The sequence below is a fragment of the Burkholderia sp. AU16741 genome, from assembly GCF_002223345.1.
In the GTDB taxonomy this organism is placed as follows: domain Bacteria; phylum Pseudomonadota; class Gammaproteobacteria; order Burkholderiales; family Burkholderiaceae; genus Burkholderia; species Burkholderia sola.
Map to the genome: position 1 here is coordinate 1,395,459 of NZ_NKEZ01000008.1, position 18,996 is coordinate 1,414,454.

20 protein-coding genes and 1 pseudogene are annotated in these 18,996 nt (G+C 68.0%); 13 read left to right on the forward strand and 8 right to left on the reverse strand.

The window, feature by feature from the left end:
* Positions 1 to 9 precede the first annotated feature (9 nt).
* Positions 10 to 1,395 (reverse strand): L-serine ammonia-lyase, encoded by a 1,386-nt coding sequence (locus CFB89_RS26680; protein ID WP_089470461.1) that lies wholly within the window; start codon positions 1,393 to 1,395, stop codon positions 10 to 12.
* A 286-nt stretch (positions 1,396 to 1,681) separates the two neighbouring features.
* Here CFB89_RS26680 and CFB89_RS26685 point away from each other — a divergent pair, with 286 nt between their 5' ends.
* The 8 genes from CFB89_RS26685 (at position 1,682) to denD (ending at position 9,862) form a co-directional block, all read left to right on the forward strand.
* Entirely contained in the window at positions 1,682 to 2,764 is a 1,083-nt protein-coding gene (locus CFB89_RS26685) for a GlxA family transcriptional regulator (RefSeq protein ID WP_089470638.1), read from the forward strand.
* A gap of 189 nt (positions 2,765 to 2,953) precedes the next feature.
* Positions 2,954 to 3,658: a FadR/GntR family transcriptional regulator gene (locus CFB89_RS26690; protein WP_089470462.1), complete on the forward strand. Its 705-nt coding sequence runs from the start codon at positions 2,954 to 2,956 to the stop codon at positions 3,656 to 3,658.
* A 58-nt stretch (positions 3,659 to 3,716) separates the two neighbouring features.
* Positions 3,717 to 4,607: an L-threonate dehydrogenase gene (ltnD, locus tag CFB89_RS26695; protein WP_089470463.1), complete on the forward strand. Its 891-nt coding sequence runs from the start codon at positions 3,717 to 3,719 to the stop codon at positions 4,605 to 4,607.
* Positions 4,608 to 4,626: 19 nt separating this feature from the next.
* Entirely contained in the window at positions 4,627 to 5,925 is a 1,299-nt protein-coding gene (otnK, locus tag CFB89_RS26700; RefSeq protein WP_089470464.1) for a 3-oxo-tetronate kinase, read from the forward strand.
* Positions 5,922 to 6,560, forward strand: coding sequence for an aldolase (locus CFB89_RS26705; protein WP_089470465.1), 639 nt, complete (start codon positions 5,922 to 5,924; stop codon positions 6,558 to 6,560). Before otnK ends, CFB89_RS26705 begins: the two co-directional genes overlap by 4 nt.
* A gap of 122 nt (positions 6,561 to 6,682) precedes the next feature.
* The gene (locus CFB89_RS26710; protein WP_089470466.1) at positions 6,683 to 8,008 is read left to right on the forward strand and encodes an MFS transporter; all 1,326 of its coding nucleotides are present in this window, start codon (positions 6,683 to 6,685) and stop codon (positions 8,006 to 8,008) included.
* A gap of 74 nt (positions 8,009 to 8,082) precedes the next feature.
* On the forward strand, positions 8,083 to 8,862 hold the full coding sequence (gene otnI, locus CFB89_RS26715; RefSeq protein ID WP_089470467.1) for a 2-oxo-tetronate isomerase: 780 nt from the start codon (positions 8,083 to 8,085) through the stop codon (positions 8,860 to 8,862).
* Between the two features lie 28 nt (positions 8,863 to 8,890).
* Positions 8,891 to 9,862: a D-erythronate dehydrogenase gene (denD, locus tag CFB89_RS26720; protein WP_089470468.1), complete on the forward strand. Its 972-nt coding sequence runs from the start codon at positions 8,891 to 8,893 to the stop codon at positions 9,860 to 9,862.
* 79 nt (positions 9,863 to 9,941) lie between these two features.
* On the opposite strand, the pseudogene CFB89_RS35810 reads toward denD, so the two are convergent.
* Positions 9,942 to 10,391 (reverse strand): annotated as a pseudogene (locus CFB89_RS35810) (lysylphosphatidylglycerol synthase domain-containing protein); the annotation flags it as partial.
* 213 nt (positions 10,392 to 10,604) lie between these two features.
* On the opposite strand from CFB89_RS35810, the gene CFB89_RS26730 reads away from it, so the two are divergent.
* The gene (locus CFB89_RS26730) at positions 10,605 to 11,132 is read left to right on the forward strand and encodes a cytochrome b (RefSeq protein WP_089470469.1); all 528 of its coding nucleotides are present in this window, start codon (positions 10,605 to 10,607) and stop codon (positions 11,130 to 11,132) included.
* A 177-nt stretch (positions 11,133 to 11,309) separates the two neighbouring features.
* Here the strand turns inward: CFB89_RS26730 and CFB89_RS26735 are convergent, their stop codons facing one another.
* Together CFB89_RS26735 and CFB89_RS26740 are read right to left on the reverse strand one after the other, a co-directional pair.
* Entirely contained in the window at positions 11,310 to 11,582 is a 273-nt protein-coding gene (locus CFB89_RS26735; protein ID WP_089470639.1) for a DUF4148 domain-containing protein, read from the reverse strand.
* 71 nt (positions 11,583 to 11,653) lie between these two features.
* Complete coding sequence (locus CFB89_RS26740) at positions 11,654 to 11,998, reverse strand: DUF4148 domain-containing protein (RefSeq protein ID WP_089470470.1); 345 nt, start codon at positions 11,996 to 11,998, stop codon at positions 11,654 to 11,656.
* Between the two features lie 210 nt (positions 11,999 to 12,208).
* Here CFB89_RS26740 and CFB89_RS26745 point away from each other — a divergent pair, with 210 nt between their 5' ends.
* The 3 genes from CFB89_RS26745 (at position 12,209) to CFB89_RS26755 (ending at position 14,496) form a co-directional block, all read left to right on the forward strand.
* Complete coding sequence (locus CFB89_RS26745; RefSeq protein WP_089470471.1) at positions 12,209 to 12,898, forward strand: aspartyl/asparaginyl beta-hydroxylase domain-containing protein; 690 nt, start codon at positions 12,209 to 12,211, stop codon at positions 12,896 to 12,898.
* 100 nt (positions 12,899 to 12,998) lie between these two features.
* The gene (locus CFB89_RS26750) at positions 12,999 to 13,268 is read left to right on the forward strand and encodes a MoaD/ThiS family protein (protein ID WP_089470472.1); all 270 of its coding nucleotides are present in this window, start codon (positions 12,999 to 13,001) and stop codon (positions 13,266 to 13,268) included.
* Between the two features lie 73 nt (positions 13,269 to 13,341).
* Positions 13,342 to 14,496, forward strand: coding sequence for a sialidase (locus CFB89_RS26755; RefSeq protein ID WP_089470473.1), 1,155 nt, complete (start codon positions 13,342 to 13,344; stop codon positions 14,494 to 14,496).
* Here CFB89_RS26755 and CFB89_RS26760 read toward each other — a convergent pair.
* Positions 14,483 to 15,427 carry a LysR substrate-binding domain-containing protein gene (locus CFB89_RS26760; RefSeq protein WP_089470474.1) on the reverse strand — a complete coding sequence of 315 codons (945 nt, stop codon included), beginning with the start codon at positions 15,425 to 15,427 and terminating at the stop codon, positions 14,483 to 14,485. The genes CFB89_RS26755 and CFB89_RS26760 overlap by 14 nt on opposite strands.
* Before the next feature lie 148 nt (positions 15,428 to 15,575).
* Here CFB89_RS26760 and CFB89_RS26765 point away from each other — a divergent pair, with 148 nt between their 5' ends.
* Positions 15,576 to 16,001 carry a PACE efflux transporter gene (locus CFB89_RS26765; RefSeq protein ID WP_089470475.1) on the forward strand — a complete coding sequence of 142 codons (426 nt, stop codon included), beginning with the start codon at positions 15,576 to 15,578 and terminating at the stop codon, positions 15,999 to 16,001.
* 9 nt (positions 16,002 to 16,010) lie between these two features.
* Here the strand turns inward: CFB89_RS26765 and CFB89_RS26770 are convergent, their stop codons facing one another.
* From CFB89_RS26770 to CFB89_RS26780, 3 genes are all read right to left on the reverse strand, one after another.
* A complete protein-coding gene (locus CFB89_RS26770) occupies positions 16,011 to 16,637 on the reverse strand; it encodes a trimeric intracellular cation channel family protein (protein ID WP_089470476.1) in 627 nt (208 codons plus the stop codon).
* Between the two features lie 294 nt (positions 16,638 to 16,931).
* Positions 16,932 to 17,879 carry a choline ABC transporter substrate-binding protein gene (locus tag CFB89_RS26775; protein ID WP_089470477.1) on the reverse strand — a complete coding sequence of 316 codons (948 nt, stop codon included), beginning with the start codon at positions 17,877 to 17,879 and terminating at the stop codon, positions 16,932 to 16,934.
* Positions 17,880 to 17,982: 103 nt separating this feature from the next.
* Positions 17,983 to 18,981 carry a GlxA family transcriptional regulator gene (locus CFB89_RS26780; protein WP_089470478.1) on the reverse strand — a complete coding sequence of 333 codons (999 nt, stop codon included), beginning with the start codon at positions 18,979 to 18,981 and terminating at the stop codon, positions 17,983 to 17,985.
* Between the last annotated feature and the right edge of the window lie 15 nt (positions 18,982 to 18,996).

Consider the following 18,996-nt stretch of genomic DNA (forward strand, 5'->3'; position numbering starts at 1 on the left):
GATCCTTCGTTAGCATTCGATGACGTTCACGGCGAGGCCGCCGCGCGACGTTTCCTTGTATTTCGTCTTCATGTCGGCGCCGGTCTCGCGCATCGTCTTGATCACGGAATCGAGCGATACGTAGTGCTGGCCATTGCCCTTGAGCGCCATGCGCGACGCGTTCAGCGCCTTGATCGCGCCCATCGCGTTGCGCTCGATGCACGGAATCTGCACGAGGCCGCCAACGGGATCGCAGGTCATCCCGAGGTTGTGCTCCATGCCGATCTCGGCCGCGTTCTCGACCTGGTCGGGCGTGCCGCCCATCACCGCGGCGAGCGCGGCGGCGGCCATCGAGCACGCGACGCCTACTTCGCCCTGGCAGCCGACTTCCGCGCCGGAGATCGACGCGGTTTCCTTGTAGATGATCCCGATCGCCGCGGCCGTCAGCAGGAATTCGACGATGCCGGCTTCGTTCGAGCCCGGCACGAACTTCACGTAGTAGTGCAGCACCGCGGGGATCACGCCGGCCGCGCCGTTGGTCGGCGCGGTGACGACCCGGCCGCCGGCCGCGTTCTCTTCGTTCACGGCCATCGCATACAGGTTGACCCAGTCGAGCATCGACAGCGGGTCGCGCAGCGACTCTTCCGAACGCGCGCGCAGGCTGCTGTTCATCTCGGCCGCGCGGCGCTTCACGCGCATCGGCCCCGGCAGGTCGCCCTCGACCTTGCAGCCGCGCTCGACGCAGGCGGCCATCGTGCGCCAGATCGCGAGCAGCCCGGCGCGCACTTCGTCGGCGGGGCGCAGCGCGCATTCGTTGCGCAGCATCAGCTCGGCGATCGACAACCCGTGCTCGCGGCACTGGCGCATCAGATCGTCGCCGGTGCGGAACGGATACGGCACCTCGACCGCCGCACGCACGCCGTTCACACGATCGCCGTCGCGGTTCACGACAAAGCCGCCGCCGACCGAGTAATACTCTTTCTCGACCAGCAACTGGCCGTGTTCGTCGAATGCCTGGAAGCGCATCCCGTTCGGGTGCACGATGCTCGTGCCGCTCATCAGCTTGCGATAGAAGCCGATGTGTTCCTTCTCGTCGAAGCGCACCGTCTGCTTGCCGAGCAGCGACAGCGTCTTCTCCGCGCGGATCGCGGCGAGGCGCGGCTCGATCAGGTCGGGATCGATCGTGTCCGGCAGGTGGCCCTCGAGGCCGAGCAGCACGGCCTTGTCGGTGCCGTGGCCCTTGCCGGTCGCGCCGAGCGAGCCGTACAGCTCGACCCGCACGCGGCGCACGAAGCCGAGCAGGTTCGCGTCCTCGACGTGCGACGCGAAGCGGCACGCGGCGATCATCGGGCCGACCGTATGCGAACTGGACGGGCCGATGCCGATCTTGAACAGGTCGAACGCGCTGACGTTCATCTGGCTTCCTTTGGGTTGCATGCGTGAAATGTCGTTGGGCCCCAGTACATCAAAGCGTAAAATCGGCCGATAGAACAAAAACGGCATCGGCGTGGGATACCGCCGCCAAGCGCCGTGCCGGCCGGCCCGAAAGTGCGTTTTGGCGATGGTTCGCGACGAAAAACCACAAGTCCGGCCGCGGCCGATCGGCGACGCTGGCTGCATCCGCGCCGCCTCCGGCAGCCGCAACCCGCAAACAGTGTGAAACGAGTGAGACCGCCTGCCCGGCGTGACGAGATTGGCCGCGATGACCCCCGACGTACCCGCTTCCCCCCTCGCAGAACCCGCGCCGCGGCGCATCCGCTTCGGCATCGTGCTGCTGCCGAACTTCACGCTGACGGCCTTCTCCGGCTTCGTCGACATGCTGCGGCTGTCGGCCGACGACGGCGACTACAGCAAGCCCGTGCGCTGCGCGTGGAGCGTGATCGGCGAGACGCTCGCGCCGGTGCGCGCGAGCTGCGGGATCCAGATCACGCCGTGGGAGACGTTCGACGCGGCCGAGCCGTTCGACTACGTGGTGGTGGTCGGCGGGCTGCTGCATTCGGGGCCGCAGGCCGGCCCTGAAACGCTCGAGGTCATCCGCCGCGCGGCGACGGGCGGCGCGACGGTCGTCGGCATCTGCACCGGCGTGTTCACGCTGATGCGCGCCGGCGTGCTCGACGGCTACCGCACCTGCGTGAGCTGGTTCCATTACTGGGATTTCATCGAGCGCTTTCCGTCCGCCGATCCCGACCTGCTGATCGCCGACCGGCTGTTCGTGATCGACCGGCGCCGGATCACGTGCTCGGGCGGCCGCGCGTCGATCGACGTCGCCGCCGCGATCCTGCTGCGCCATTTCGATCACGCGACCGTGCAGAAGGCGCTGCGCATCCTGCTCGTCGGCGAGATGCAGAAAGGCAATGCGCCGCAGCCGCATCCGCCGGGGCTCGAACCGGCGACGCACCCGAAGGTCAAGCGCGCGATTCTTCTGATGGAACAGCACGTGGGGCGTGCGCTGCCGCTCGAGGAACTCGCGTGCAAGCTCGACCTGTCGACGCGGCAACTCGAGCGGCTGTTCAAGGCCGAGACCGGCAAGAGCCCGCAGGCCTTCGCGAAACAGGTGCGGCTGCGCACGGCCGCGTGGCTGCTGACGAGCTCGGACCGCACGGTCGCCGATATCGCGTCGAGCTGCGGATTCGCCGATGCGTCGCACCTCGGGCGCGAATTCCGCAAGCAGTTCGGCGTGCCGCCGGCGACGTATCGCGAGCGCGGCGGCGACGTGGTCGACGTGGTCGACGTGGCCGCGATGCCCGATGCGTCGGCCGACCCGGTCGAGGACATCGCCGACTGACGGGCCCGGCGGCCCGCGCCCTCCCTAATCGATTGCAGAACGACGCACGTTTGCGTCGGCTTCGATTCTTTTGGAACCGGTTCCAGTCAATTTAGCCGACGTTGATCTTCTTCAACGAGGGTTATCCCGGGATGCTGATGCCCGCTCTAATTTGTATGATGACCACATCACCTTACAAACCAGAGCACCATGTTCGAGAAAATTCCCGCCCGTGCGATGAGCGACCACGTCGCGCAGCAACTGCTCAAACAGATCGAAGCGGGCAGCTTCTCGGCCACCGGCAAGCTGCCGACCGAGGCCGTGCTCGCGCAGGAATTCGGCGTGAGCCGCACCGTGATCCGCGAGGCGATTTCGCGGCTGAAGAACGAAGGCGTGGTCGAACCGCGCCAGGGCAGCGGCGTGTTCGTGAACCAGCACGGCGCGATCCGGCCGCTGCGGATCGACTACGCGGAAGCCGTCGAGGCGAGTTCGCTGCCGCACCTGCTCGCCGTGCGCCGCGCGATCGAGGCGGAAGTCGCGGCCGAAGCCGCGCTGCACCACACCGACGACGACATGGCCGACATCGACGACGCGCTGCGCAAGATCGAAGAAGCGGTGGCCGAAGGGCGCGACGGCGTCGCGGAAGACGTCGCGTTCCACCGCACGATCGCGGCCGTCACCGGCAACCCGTATTTCCTGAAGACGCTGCAGTTCCTGAACCAGTACCTCGAAGCCGGCGTGAAGGTCACGCGCAGCAACGAAGCGACGCGCGAGGATTTCTCGCGGCAGGTGCGCGACGAACACGCGGCGATCGCCGACGCGATCCGCGCACGCGACCCGATGGCCGCCCGCAACGCGGCACGCACGCACATGTACAACGCGGCGCGCCGTCTCGCGGAAGCCGGCATCTGCTGAATCCGGCGGCACCCGCCGCCTCTGTCCGGAACCTCTCCCGAATCGATCAAGGTTGACCATGTCAAGAAATGTTGGAGTCATCGGCCTCGGCGCGATGGGCCTCGGCGTCGCACGGTCGCTGCTGCGCGCCGGCCTGCACGTTCACGCATGCGACGTGCGCGACACCGTGCTGCAGGCGTTCGCCGCCGAAGGCGGCATCGCCTGCGCGACGCCGGCCGAACTCGGCGGGCAGTGCGACGTCGTCGTCACGCTCGTCGTCAATGCCGCGCAAACGGAAACGGTGCTGTTCGGCGAACACGGTGCGGTCGCGGCGATGAAGCCGGGCGGCGTCGTGATCGCGAGCGCGACCGTCGCGCCCGAATTCGCGGTCGCGCTCGGCGCGCGCATCGAAGCGGCGGGCCTGCAGATGCTCGACGCGCCCGTGTCGGGCGGCGCCGCGCGCGCGGCCTCCGGCGAGATGACGATGATGACGTCGGGCCCGGCCGCCGCCTATGCGGGCTGCGAGGACGTGCTCGCCGCGATCGCCGGCAAGGTGTACCGCCTCGGCGACGCGCACGGCGTCGGCTCGAAAGTGAAGATCATCAACCAGCTGCTGGCCGGCGTGCACATCGCGGCGGCCGCCGAAGCGATGGCGCTGGGCCTGCGCGAAGGTGTCGATGCCGACGCGCTGTACGACGTGATCACGCACAGCGCGGGCAATTCGTGGATGTTCGAGAACCGCGTGCCGCACATCCTGAACGGCGACTACACGCCGCTGTCAGCCGTCGACATCTTCGTGAAGGATCTCGGCCTCGTGCTCGACACCGCGCGCCGCAGCAAATTCCCGCTGCCGCTGTCGGCCACCGCGCACCAGATGTTCATGAGCGCGTCGAGCGCCGGCCACGGCGGCGAGGACGATTCCGCCGTGATCAAGACTTTCCCCGGCATCACGCTGCCGCCCGCCCGCTGATTCGAACGACGTGCCCGCCATGACCGCCTCCGCTTCCCGTCCCCTGCTCGGCTGCATCGCCGACGATTTCACCGGCGCGACCGATCTCGCGAACATGCTCGTGAAGAGCGGCATGCGCACCGTGCAGACGATCGGCGTGCCCGCCGACGGCGCGGCCGACACGATCGTCGATGCCGACGCGATCGTCGTCGCGCTGAAGTCGCGCACGATTCCCGCCGCCGACGCCGTCGCGCAATCGCTCGCCGCGTATGAATGGTTGCGCGCGCAAGGGTGCCGCCAGTTCCTCTTCAAGTACTGCTCGACGTTCGATTCGACCGACGCCGGCAACATCGGTCCGGTGGCCGACGCGCTGCTCGATGCGGCCGGCGGCGACTTCACGATCGCGTGCCCGGCGTTCCCGGAGAACGGCCGCACGATCTACCGCGGCCACCTGTTCGTCGGCGACGTGCTGTTGAACGAATCGGGGATGGAGCATCACCCGCTCACGCCGATGAAGGACGCGAACCTCGTGCGCGTGCTGCAACGGCAAACGAAATCGCCGGTCGGCCTGATCCGCTACGACACGATCGCGCTCGGCGCGGCCGCCGTGCGGGCGCGGATCGACCAGTTGCGCGCGGAAGGCGCACGCTTCGCGATCGCCGATGCGCTGTCGGACAGCGACCTCTACGTACTCGGCGAAGCGTGCGCGGGCCTGCCGCTCGTCACCGGCGGCTCGGGCATCGCGCTCGGCTTGCCCGCGAATTTCCGCCGCGCGGCGCAGTTACCCGAGCGCGACAACGCGGCGTCGCTGCCGCGCATCGAAGGGCTGTCGGCCGTGCTCGCCGGCAGCGCATCGAAAGCCACCAACGCGCAGGTCGCCGCGTGGCGCGCGACGCGGCCGAGCTTCCGCATCGATCCGCTCGCGGCCTCGCGCGGCGAGCCCGTCGTCGAACAGGCGCTCGCCTTCGCGCGCTCGCACCTGCCGCAGCCCGTGCTGATCTACGCAACGGCAGCGCCCGACGAAGTGAAGGCCGTGCAGCAGGCGCTCGGCGTCGACGCGGCCGGCCATCTCGTCGAAAGCACGCTCGCGGCGATCGCCCGCGGGCTGCGCGAACTCGGCGTGCGCAAGTTCGTGGTCGCGGGCGGCGAGACGTCCGGCGCGGTCGTGCAGGCGCTCGACGTGAAGTCGCTGCAGATCGGCGCGCAGATCGACCCGGGCGTGCCGGCCACGGCCACCATCGACGCACAGCCGCTCGGCCTCGCGTTGAAATCCGGCAACTTCGGCACCACCGAATTTTTCGACAAGGCGCTGCGCGCGCTGGACGGAGCCGCACGATGAGCGACGAAGCAAAACTGCGCGAAGAGATCTGCGTGGTGGGCGCGAGCCTGTATGCGCGCGGCCATGCGGTCGGCAGCGCCGGCAACATCAGCGCGCGCCTGAACGACGGCTGGCTGATCACGCCGACCGACGCGTGCCTCGGCCGGCTCGACCCGAACGACATCGCGAAGGTCGGCGCGGATGGCGAGCCCGTATCGGGTGGCAAGCCGTCGAAGACGCTCGCGCTGCATCGCGGCATCTACGCGCGCAACGCGGCGGCGCATGGCGTCGTCCACACGCATTCGACGCATCTCGTCGCGTTGACGCTTGCCGGCGTATGGCGCGACACCGACGTGCTGCCGCCGATCACGCCGTACTACGTGATGAAGGTCGGCCACATTCCGCTGATCCGTTACCGCCGCCCCGGCGACCCGGCCGTCGCGGCCGAAGTCGCGGCGCTGGCCGACCGGGTGCGCGGCGTGCTGCTCGATCGCCTCGGCCCCGTGATGTGGGGACCGTCGGTATCGCACGCGTCGTATGCGCTCGAGGAACTCGAGGAAACGGCGCGGCTGTGGTTGATGACGCAGCCGAAGCCGGAACCGCTGTCCGACGCGGCGCTCGACGAACTGCGCCAGAGCTTCGGCGCGCGCTGGTAGCGCGCCGCGGCACGGATCGACGCACCGCTTTCCCTGCCCGCCGTGTGCGCGGGCCTTTCCGTCAGCACACACACGACCGGCGGCGTACGCGCCGCCGGCACATAACATCATTGGAGACGACGATGACTGCTCTCGACGCGGCCACAAGCCGCTCGCCCGCCGCGGCCGCCCGATCGGGCGAACTCGACCGCACCTACAAGAAAGTGTTCTGGCGCATCGTGCCGTTCCTGATGCTCTGCTACGTGGTCGCGTATCTCGACCGCGTGAACGTCGGCTTCGCCAAGCTGCAGATGTCGCAGGATCTCGCGTTCAGCGAAACCGTATTCGGTCTCGGCGCGGGGATTTTCTTTCTGGGCTACTTTCTGTTCGAACTGCCAAGCAACCTGCTGATGCACCGCATCGGCGCACGCATCTGGATCGCGCGGATCATGATCACGTGGGGCCTGCTTTCCGCGCTGTTCGCGTTCGTGCAGACGCCCACGCAGTTCTACGTGCTGCGCTTCCTGCTCGGCCTCGCGGAAGCCGGCTTCTATCCGGGCGTGATCCTGTACCTCACGTACTGGTTCCCGTCGCATCGCCGCGCGAAGATCATCGCGGTGTTCATGTCCGCGATTCCGGTGTCGGGCATCTTCGGCAACCCGCTGTCGGGCTGGATCATGGAGCGCTTCCACGGCGGCTCGGGCTTCCACGGCTGGCAATGGATGTTCATGATCGAAGCCGTGCCGGCCGTGCTCGTCGGCATCGCGACGATCCTGTATCTCGACAACAGCATCCGCGGCGCGAAGTGGCTCGACGAGCGCGAGAAGCAGTTGCTCGAAGACGAGATCGCCGCGCAGCCGCAGGAACAGCAGAAGCACGGCCATTCGCTGAAGGCCGTGTTTTCGGACCCGCGCATGTGGTGGATGTCGCTGATCTACTTCGCGTTCGTCACCGGCCAGTACGGGCTCACGTTCTGGATGCCGACGCTCGTCAAATCGACCGGCATCACCGACACGCTGCAGATCGGCCTGCTGTCGGCGATTCCATTCGTCGTCGCGATCGTCGTGATGAACCTGTTCGGCCACAGCACGGACAAGCGCCGCGAACGCCGCTGGCACCTGATCGTGCCGGCGCTGATGGGCGCGGTCGGGTTTGCGGTCGCCGCGTCGTACTCGCACAATACGGCGGTGTCGATCGTGTTCCTGTCGCTCGCCGCGGGCGGCGTGCTGACCTGCGCGCCGCTGTTCTGGTCGCTGCCGACCGCGTTCCTCGCGGGCTCCGCGGCCGCGGCCGGGATCGCGATCATCAACTCGGTCGGCAACCTCGCCGGTTTCGCGAGCCCGTACGTGATCGGCTACCTGAAGGACGCCACGCACAGCACCGCGTCCGGCATGTACGTGCTCGCGGCGATGCTGGTGCTCGGCGCGATCGCCGTGTGGTTCACGCCGGCCAAACTCGTGAACCGCTGATCCGCCGCTGGCCGATTCATCGTTCGACGCAGGCGCTCGCCGCCCCGCCCCATTCATTCACAGGACCCGCCGCCATGCCACGCTTCGCCGCCAACCTCTCGATGATGTACACCGAGCATGCGTTTCTCGACCGCTTCGCCGCTGCCGCCCACGACGGCTTCAAGGCCGTCGAATACCTGTTCCCGTACGACTTCGCCGCCGAGGACATCCGCGCGCGCCTCGACGCGCACGGCCTCGAACAGGCGCTGTTCAACGCGCCGCCGGGCGACTGGGCCGCGGGCGAACGCGGCATCGCATCGCTGCCGGGCCGCGAGGACGAATTCCGCCGCGGCATCGACCAGGCGCTCGACTATGCGCGCGTGATCGGCAACAGGAAGCTGCACGTGATGGCCGGCATGGTGCCGCCGGCCGCCGATCGCGCGCGCCATCGCGACACGTATCTGGCGAACCTGCGTCACGCGGCGCAGGCCGCCGCCGCGCAGGGCGTCACGATCCTGATCGAGCCGATCAACCCGCGCGACATGCCCGGCTATTTCCTGAGCCGCCAGGACGACGCGCAGGCGATCCGCGCGGAAGTCGGCGCGCCGAACCTGAAGGTGCAGTTCGACTGCTACCACTGCCAGATCGTCGAAGGCGATCTCGCGATGAAGCTCGAGCGCGATTTCGCGGGCATCGGCCACATCCAGATCGCGGGCGTGCCGGAACGCCACGAACCGGACGTCGGCGAACTCAACTACCCGTACCTGTTCTCGGTGATCGACGCGCTCGGCTACGACGGCTGGATCGGCTGCGAGTATCGACCGAAGGCCGGCACGTCGGAAGGCCTCGGCTGGATCAAGCCGTACCTGCTGTGATTCAAGCATTCCTCTGAGGGCAAAGAACATGAAAGTACTGATCACCGGCGGCGCCGGCTTTCTCGGCCAGCGCCTCGCGCGCAAGCTGCTCGAACGCGGCGAACTCACCGGCCCCGACGGTCGCGTCGAGAAGATCGACGAGCTGGTGCTGCTCGACGTCGTCCAGGGCAGCGATTTCGGCGATGCGCGCGTGACGTCGATCGTCGGCGACATCGCCGATCGCGCGGTGCTCGACAGCGCGATCGACACGCGGACGGGCGCGATCTTCCACCTCGCGGCGATCGTCAGCGGGCAGGCCGAAGCCGATTTCGATCTCGGCATGCGGATCAACCTCGACGCGTCGCGCACGCTGCTCGAAGTGTGCCGCGCACGCGGCCACCGGCCACGCGTCGTGTTCACGAGTTCCGTCGCGGTGTACGGCGGCACGCTGCCCGACGTCGTGCAGGACGACACCGCGCTGAACCCGCAATCGTCGTACGGCGCCGAGAAGGCGATCGCCGAACTGCTGCTGTGCGACTACGCGCGGCGCGGCTTCGTCGATGGCCGCGTGCTGCGACTGCCGACCATCAGCGTGCGGCCCGGCCGGCCGAACGCGGCCGCGTCGTCGTTCGCGAGCGGCATCATCCGCGAGCCGCTGAACGGCGAGGAAAGCGTGTGCCCGGTGCCAGGCTCGACGCGGCTGTGGCTGCTGTCGCCGCGCGGCGCGATCGACGCACTGGTCGCCGGGTGCGAGATCGACGGCGCGAAGCTCGGCAACAAGCGCGTGATCAACCTGCCGGGGCTGTCGGTGTCGGTCGACGAGATGATCGCGGCGCTGCGCGAAGTCGCGGGCGACGAGGTCGTGAAGCTGATCCGTCATGCGCCCGACGAACGCGTCGAGAAGATCGTCGGCAGTTGGCCGGGCCGCTGGGATACGTCGCGCGCGGAAGCGCTCGGGCTGAAGGGCGACACGTCGTTCGCGGACGTGATCCGCAGCCATATCGCGGACGAACGGCGCTGATGGCCGTGCCGGCCGACCGGCAAGCGGCCGCATAGGCGTCGCCGCTGCCCGCCCGGCACGCCGGCAACGCCGGGCCGCATCAGCGTCGCCCGGCGGACTCCCCGGCGGGCATCGATGCGCGCTTCGCACCGGCCGGCGGGCGCGCCGCGCCGGCCGCCTGCTGCCACGCGAGGAGGCCCGGCAGATAGAACGGCAGGTCGCGCACGCGGCGCGCGCCGGCCAGCGTGAGACAGGTCGGCAGGTCGAAGCCGAGCAGCCCGCCAATCAGCGCGAAGCCGCCCTCCTGCACACCCAGGCCGCCCGGCATCGGGAACGCGATGCTGCTCACGAGCTGAATCAGCGCCTCGATCGCGAGCGCCTGCACGAACGTCGGATCGGCGCCGAGGAAGGTCAGCGCCAGCCAGATTTCCAGCGCATAGCCCGCGAACTGCAGCGTCTGCCAGATCCCCAGATAGCGCACGACGACGCCGGTCCGTCTCCAGATCATCCGGATCGACTGATCAGTGCGCGCCGATTCGCCGACCAGCGCAAATGGTCCCGACGCGAAGCACCAACGTCGTGCAAGATCGGGCGAATACGCGCCATGCCCGCGATGAATACAACGCAGCCAATGAACAAGGTGCCCCGTGCCGGCGGCCCATCTCGACCGGCGCCGCGGACTTAACGTTTCGGTAAGGATTCGACCGTAGAATCCACAGAACGCTGTCCCTTCATATCCGTCGGATGTCCACCAGGAGCCTTCATGTCCACCCCCGCCCGTTATGACGCCGTTGCCCGCTTTCTTCACTGGCTGATCGTGGCGCTGGTCGTCGCGCAATACGCGATCGGCTGGACGATGCCCGACGTGCATCGCGATACGCAACCGGTCGGCCTGATCGCCGCGCACCTGATCGTCGGCACGGCGCTGCTCGCGGCGATGGCGTGCCGCGTGCTGTGGCGCGCGACGCACCGGCCGCCCGCCAGCGATCTGTCGCCCGCGATGCGCGCGCTGTCGGGCGCGACACATGGCGCGCTCTACGCGCTGCTGATCGTCGTGCCGCTGCTCGGCTGGATCAACGCGTCGTCACGCGCGTGGGCGGTGACGCTGCTCGGCGTCATTCCGCTGCCGGCGCTGTCGGCGGCCGGCTCCGGATTCGGTCACGCGATGGGCGACGTGCACGGCATCCTCGCGTGGGTCCTGTTCGCCGGAATCTGCCTGCACGTGGCAGCCGCGCTGATGCACCGCTTCGTGCTGCGCGATCAGGTCGTACAGCGCATGATGCCGTGGTGATCGGCCCGCATGCTCATCGTGACCGGTTGACGAGCTGATCGCGATGCCGCGCGAAGCGGCGTGCAACGAGCGGCATCGCTACCGGCGCCCTGTCGATACGCCGCCGGGCCGGAAGGGCGTGCGGTTTGCCGTCTCGCGAACACGACGGCCAGGCTTCACACACGATCATGTCGGCACCTAGTTGCTGGTTTGCGCCGGCATGTCGGGAGCCGGCGCCCGCGTGGCCGCCGCCATTCGCGCACTATCCTGCTCGGCGAGCTTCGCTTCCGCGGCCTGGATATCGGCCGGATACTCGCCCTCATCGCCCTTGGCCGGGTCGTACCCGGCCGCTTCGAGGCGCATCAGCTCGTCGCGAACCTGTGCACGCGTCAGCGGCGCGGCCGATTGCGCGAATGCCGACTGACCGACGATCGTCCCGATCATCATCAGTAGTGCGATATATGTTTTCATCATGAACTCCTTCAATGTGACGTATCGATCAACCACGGGATAGATGTGACCTGCGAATGCAGGCGGGTGAATCAGCTTCCGAAATAAATCGTGCAGAAGCTCGCGGGGCCGACGCATGCGGCGGCGCTTCGACGCGGCGACATCGCCGCCGGCTTGCCCGCTTCGGACGACATGGCCGGATCGCCGCCGACTGCCGTGCTCGCCTGGCGCTGCGGCATCCGGTCGGCCTGGTGCCGGAACAGCGGGCTCACGTCCGGATACGACGTATCGGTCACGAAGCGCAGCCCGTTGTTTTCCGCATCGACGAGTTCCTGCCGGACCTGTTCGCGCGTGAGCGCCTGTGCCGACGCTTGCGTCGCGACACCTGCGAGAGAAATCGCCGCCACCGTGGCGGCCACCAGCCAGTGCGTATTCATGTTCCACTCCTCTTCAGTCAACGAAACGATGTGCTGCACCCGTATGACGACGGAGGGGCGCGGTTTATTCCCGGCCGTTTCATTCGCCGCGGCCGAATATTCACCGAACTGTCATTCATTCGTCAGTCGGCGTAACCTGACGTAACGCAATGCCCGTCTTGCTTCGGGCAGACTGACCACCATCTCATCCGGCCCGCCCCTCGATCGACCATGTCCGCCGCTTACGACCATGCCGCCGCCCTGCTGCGCACGCTGTACGACCGCCATATCGACAGCGGCGCGGTGCTCGACACGGCGGCATTTCCGGATGCCGAGCGTTTCGTGCGCGCATGGCCCGCGATCCGCGCGGAGGCGCTCGACGTCGCACGCGACATGCCGCGCATCCCGCGCTTTCACGAAATCATGCGCGAGCAGTACGACATCTCGGCCAACGACGCACGCGACTGGCGGATGTTCATCATGCAGGCGTACGGCCAGCCGTTCGCGCGCAACCTGTCGCGCTGCCCGACCGTCGCGTCGCTCGTCGCGGCGTCGCCGGACGTGCTGTCCGCATCGTTGTCGTTCCTCGCGCCCGGCAAGCACATCCCGCCGCATCGCGGGCCGTTTCGCGGCATCCTGCGCGGTTATCTCGTGCTGTCGATGCCGAAGCGCGCGGACGGCACGCCGGCCGCCGTGCTGAAGGTCGACGGCCGCGAATACCGGCTCGACGAAGGCCGCTTCCTGCTGTGGGACGACACGTTCACGCACGAGGTATGGAACGACAGCGACGCGGTGCGGATCGTGCTGCTGCTCGATATCCGCCGGCGCGGGATGCCGCGCTGGCTCACGTGGCTGTCGAATGCGGTGATCGGCGTCGTGCGGCTCGGAATCCGGATCAGGGGGCGGTCGATTCCGGTTTAGCGGCTGTGCGGCGCACGGCGGCGCAGTTCCGCCTTTCGGCGCCCGCCGGATCGCCTAAACTACAAGCCGTCCCTACGCGCGGCTCCTGCCAGCTACCGCCATGGCGCACCTCTTCTTCGCCGCGTCGATCCAGCGGCATGTCGAAACGCCCGAGCGCGACATCGATGCGCATACGGTCGGCGAAGCATTCGACACCATTTTCAGCGAGCAGCCGCGGCTGCGCGGCTACATCGTCGACGACCAGGGGGCGCTGCGAAAGCACCTGTCGGTGTTCATCGACGGCCAGCCGATCCGCGACCGGCAACGCCTGTCCGATACGCTCGGGGCCGCCAGCCGCGTGTATGTCGTACAGGCGCTGACCGGCGGATAAAGGGACCGATACACCGGCGCATTCCCCATACCAAGCGCCGTCGCGCCAAGGCGGACCATCCGGAGACATCGCCATGAACGATCGACTGCTCGTCGCCACCCGCAAGGGCCTGTTCGTCCTGCAACCCGACGGGCATGGCGGCTGGACGCCCGGCGAACCGTATTTCATCGGCGAGCCTGTCAGCATGGTGCTCGCAGACCCGCGCGACGGCACGCTGTATGCGGCGCTCAATCTGGGGCATTTCGGTGTGAAACTGCATCGCCTGCGCGCAGGCGCCACCGGCTGGGAGGAATGCGCGGTCCCGGTTTATCCGCCGCAGCCCGCCGACGCGTCACCCGCCCGTGCCGATCGGCACGCGGGCAGCGGCGACGCCGACGACGCGCCTGCCGCCGCCGGGACGCCGCAGCCGCCGTGGACGCTTCAGCAAATCTGGTCGCTCGAAGCCGGCGGCACCGACGAGCCCGGCGTCCTGTGGGCCGGCACGATTCCCGGCGGCCTGTTCCGCTCCGACGACCACGGCGATTCGTGGGTACTGAACCGCCCGCTGTGGGATCGCCCCGAACGCGCCGAATGGGGCGGCGGCGGGTACGACGCGCCGGGCATCCATTCGGTGATGGTCGATCCGCGCGACAGCCGGCACGTCACGGTCGGCATCTCGTGCGGCGGCGTGTGGCAGACCGCGGACGGCGGCGCGACGTGGCGCGTCACGGCGCAAGGCATGGAAGCCGACTACATGCCGCCCGAGCGACGCGGCGAACCGAACATGCAGGACCCGCATCGCGTCGTGCAGTGCGCGGCCAACCCCGACGTGCTGTGGACGCAGCATCACTGCGCGATCTTCCGCTCGACCGACGGCGGCGAACACTGGCGGCGGATCGAAGCAGAACCGTCGAGCTTCGGTTTCGCGGTGGCCGTGCATCCGCACGAACCGGATACCGCGTGGTTCGTGCCGGCGGTGAAGGACGCGTGCCGGATTCCGGTGAATGGCCGGCTCGTCGTCACGCGCACGCGCGACGGCGGCCGCAGTTTCGAGAGCCTGTCGAACGGGTTGCCGGCCGCGCCCGCGTACGACCTCGTGTACCGGCACGGGCTCGCGGTGGACGATTCCGGCACGCGCCTCGCGATGGCGTCGACGACCGGCGGGTTATGGACGTCCGATGATGGCGGCGAGCACTGGCGACAGGTATCGGCGCATTTGCCGCCGGTGTATTGCGTCAGCTTCGGATAGCGGCGCGAGCATCGTCGGGCGCCATCCGCGCCACCGCGTCGCGCGTCCGTGCGATTTCCGCTTCGAGCCAGTCGAGAAACCGCCTGACCTGCGGTTCGCGCTCGCGCCCCGGCCGGCACAACGCGACGAAGCGCGCACCGTCGAGCCGCACCGCCGGCTCGATCGGCATCAACGCACCGCGCTCGACATGCTCGGCGGCCAGCACGGAGCTGAGCAGCGCGATACCCTGCCCGTGCAGCACGGCCTGCAACGCGTAATGCTCGTCGTCGTAATGACGAAACACCGCGCGTTCGAGCCACGATTCTCGCCCCGCCGCACGACACCACGACGCCCAGTCGACCGACACCGGCAGCGGCGTATCCCACACGGTCTCGATCAGGTCGAGCGACGCGTCGGTGCGATGCGCATCGAACCCGGCGGCCGCATACGCACCGAAATACTCGTCGATCAACGCAATCTCGTGCAGTGCCGGAAACGTGCGCGACGTCGCGCGAATCGCGAGATCGATGCGTGCATCGCGTTCGAGATCGACGAGCGCGTTCCCCGTTTCGACCTTGATGTGCAAGTGCGGATCGACGCGGCGAAACGCACCGAGACGCGGAATCAGCCACATCGCCGCGAACGCGGGCGTGGTGGTCAGCACGAGCGGGCGCGCGTCGGTTGCATTGGGACGCACCGCGTCGAGCCCGCGGCTCAACGCCAGTAACGCATCGTGACTCGCGCGAAACAGCCGCTCGCCTTCTTCCGTCAGCCGCACGCCGCCCGCGCCGCGCTCGAACAGCAGCACGCCGACGCGGCTTTCGAGCGACTTGATCTGGTGCGACACGGCGGCCGGCGTCACGGACAGTTCATCGGCTGCGGCCTTGAACGTGCCGAGCCGCGCCGACGCTTCGAATACACGCAATGCAGTCAGGGGGATTTTCGAGAACACGGGGCCTCGCGGGCCGGATGCGGCCGGGTTGAATTCGATTCAATCGGGGTGAGATTAGGTGAATTGAAGCGGGTGCGCAACGCGGCTAGCCTTGCGGGACGTCACGGCACGTCGCCGCGGCGGTTGCCCGTCGAACCGGAGGAACCCCGTGCAAGGCCTACCGCGCAGGATCACGCAGGCGGTGCTCTACGAAGCGATCGCCATTGCCTGCATCTCGCCCGCGATCGCGGCGATCTTCAGGCAGGACCTCGTCTACTCGGGCGCGCTGTCGGCGACGATGTCGGCGATCGCGATGCTGTGGAACATGATCTTCAACGCGCTGTTCGAGCGCTGGGAAGCATCGCGCCGGCAGCCGGCGCGCACGCTCGGGCGGCGGATCCTGCACGCGACCGGATTCGAGGGCGGGCTGATCTTCATCCTCGTGCCGGTCGTGTCGTGGTGGCTCGACATCTCGTGGTTCGACGCATTCGTCGTCGATATCGCGCTGTTCGCGTTCTTCTTCTGCTATGCGTTCGTGTTCCAGTGGGCGTTCGATCGCGTGTTCGACGTGCCGGCGGCGACGAAGGGGTCGTGAGCCGGGCACCTATGCGCCGCCGGAAATTTTCGGCAGTTGCCAGCCGAAGCGCACCGCCGCCATCCGCAACGCAAAGCACGCGATGCCGCCGAGCACGGCCGCGACGACCGGCGGGCAACCGAGCCGCCGGCACACCACGACGACGACCGCGCCGAGCAGCGCCGCGCTCGCATAGATGTCGGTGACCAGCACGACCGGTATCCGCGCGAGCAGCAGATCGCGCACGACACCGCCCCCGCAGCCGGTCACGGCGCCCATCAGCGTCGCAATGAACGGGTGGACGCGGAATTCGAGCGCCTTCACCGCGCCCGCGACCGCGAACAGCGCGAGGCCGGCCGCATCGAGCGTCGTCAACACCAACGGCGAGAACGACGCGACCCGCGCATGAAACACGAATGCGAACAGCCCGGCGGCGAACGCGAGCGCCGGGTAACGCCAGTCGCTCACGGCGCTGGGCGGCCGCGCGCCGATCAGCAGGTCGCGAATCACGCCGCCGCCCAGCGCGACGACGAGCGACAGCACCATCACGCCGAACAGGTCGAGGCCGGCGCCGATCGCCGCATTGGCGCCCTCGATCGCGAACACCGCCGTGCCCGCGAGATCGGCGGCCAGCACGACTTGCTCGATGCGCTTCATGCGAATGAATGGCCGAAGCACCGGAGGGTCCGGTTGCAGCCTGCGTCGACCGAAGCGGCCGTGTGATTCGGCCGCATGCGGGCTGCGAGTCGCCGCCCGGCTGCATCAAGCGTGTTGCGGATCATTGCCGTCTCCTCGATCGGGGATCGAGCAGTCTAGCGCATCGCCCGCTGGCCGTCGGCGCGAGCGCGAAGCACGCAGCAAAAAGCCGGCGCAAGCAGGTCACCCCGCTTGCGCCGGCTCAACCTTCACGTCAGGCTTCGGGCCGCGGCCGCACAGCCCGACACGTCATGCTCAATGCGCGCCGAGATACGCCTTCACCGCCGGCAGGCCCGGCTTGCCGTCGATCGTCGTCACGCCGGCCAGCCACTTGTCGAGCGCGTCCGGGTTCGCCTTCAGCCACGCGGCGGCGGCCTTGTTCGGGTCCTGCTTCTTCATGATCGGCACCATCACGTGGTTCTCGATCGCCGTCGTGAACTGCAGGTTCGACACGAACTTCGCGACGTTCGGGCAGCGCTGCGCGTAGTCGGGCGGCGTCGCCGTCAGCACCTTCGCTTCGCCGTAGTTCGGACCGAACACGTCGTCGCCGCCGGTCAGGTAGTCGATCTTCATCTGCACGTTCATCGGATGCGGCTCCCACCCGAGGAACACGATCCACTGCTTGTCGCGAATCGCGCGATTCACCTCGACCAGCATCCCGGCCTCGCTGGACTCGACCAGCTTGAACTTGCCGAGACCGAACTGGTTGCCGTCGATCATCTTCTTGATCAGCGCGTTGCCGTCGTTGCCGGGCTCGATCCCGTAGATCTTGCCGTTGAGCTTGTCCGCGTACTTCTGGATGTCCGCGAACGACTTCAGGCCGCCCTGGTACACGTAGTCGGGCACCGCGAGCGTGTATTTCGCGCCGGTCAGGTTCGGCGTCGCGAGCACCTTGATCGTGCCGGCCTTCGTGAACGGCTGGATGATCGGGTCCATCGTCGGCGACCAGTAGCCGAGGAACACGTCGATCTGCTTGCTCTTGATCCCCGCGAACGTGATCGGCACCGATGCGATCGTCTTCGTCGGGTTGTAGCCGAGCCCCTGCAGCATCGTCGATGCGAGGCCCGTGGTCGCTGCGATGTCGGACCAGCCGACATCCGCGAAGCGCACGTTCTTGCACACGGGCGGATCGGCCGCATAGACGGCCGACATCGGCGCGGCCATCCCGATCCCGCACACCGCTGCGATCAATAGGCGCTTCATCTTGCTTCTCCTCAAAGTGATGTCGTTTGCTCGAATCCGGGATCGTTTATTGAAGCCGCGCGCCGCGATCCCGGCGACGTCGCGGACCGAATGATTGCCCCGTTCAGCGCCCCGGCAACCGGCGCTCGTAGCTCGGCGCATGGCCGAACTGCGCGCGATATGCCTTGCTGAAATGACACGGCGAATGAAACCCGCAGACCGTCGTCACGCGCGCGATCGATGCGTCGGTCGTGCGCAGCAGGTCGCGTGCGCGTTTCAGGCGCAGCGTCAGGTAATAGTGGGTCGGCGATACGTTCAGGTACACCTTGAACATGCGCTGCAGATGCCGCTGCGACAGCCGCACGAGCCGCGCGAGTTCCTCGAGCGACAGCGGCTCCTCGATGTTCGCCTCCATCAGCCGCACGACCTCGATCAGCTCCGCGCGAGAGAAGCCGACGCGCGCGTCGACCGGAATCGGCTGCGTATCGGTCGAACTGCGGATGCGCTCGAGAATGAACTGCTCGGAGACCTGCGCAGCGAGCTGCTGGCCGAACCGCATGCCGACGAGGTTCAGCATCAGGTCGAGCGGCGCGGTGCCGCCCGTGCAGGTCAGCCGGTCGCGATCGACGACGAACAGCTCGTCGGCGAAGCCCACCTGCGGAAATTCGGAATGCAGCGCGGACAGGTTCTCCCAGTGCACGGTGCAGCGATAGCCGTCGAGCAGCCCGCTCGACATCAGCGCATAGGCGCCCGTGCAGATGCCGCCGAGCGGCAGCCCGCGTTCGGCGAGCGCCGCGAGCATATCGCGCGCGCCCTCGTCGACCACGTCGCGGATGCGGATGCCGCCGCACACGATCATCACGTCGGGCAGGTTCTCGTAGTCGAGCGCCTGCGTGGGCCGCACCGCGATGCCGTTGCTGGCATGCGCGGGTGCGCCGTCGAGCGAGTAGATCGACCACTTGTAGTGATCCGCCCGCCCGACGTAGTTCGCCATCCGTAGCACTTCGACCGCGCTCGAGAACGCGATCATCGAGAAGTTCGGCAGCGTCAGGAAGCCGAAATGGGCGAGGGATGAAACCGGTGAAACGCAGGCGGCGGGCGCGACAGCGACGGCGGACGTCACATCGGTCTCCTGGCG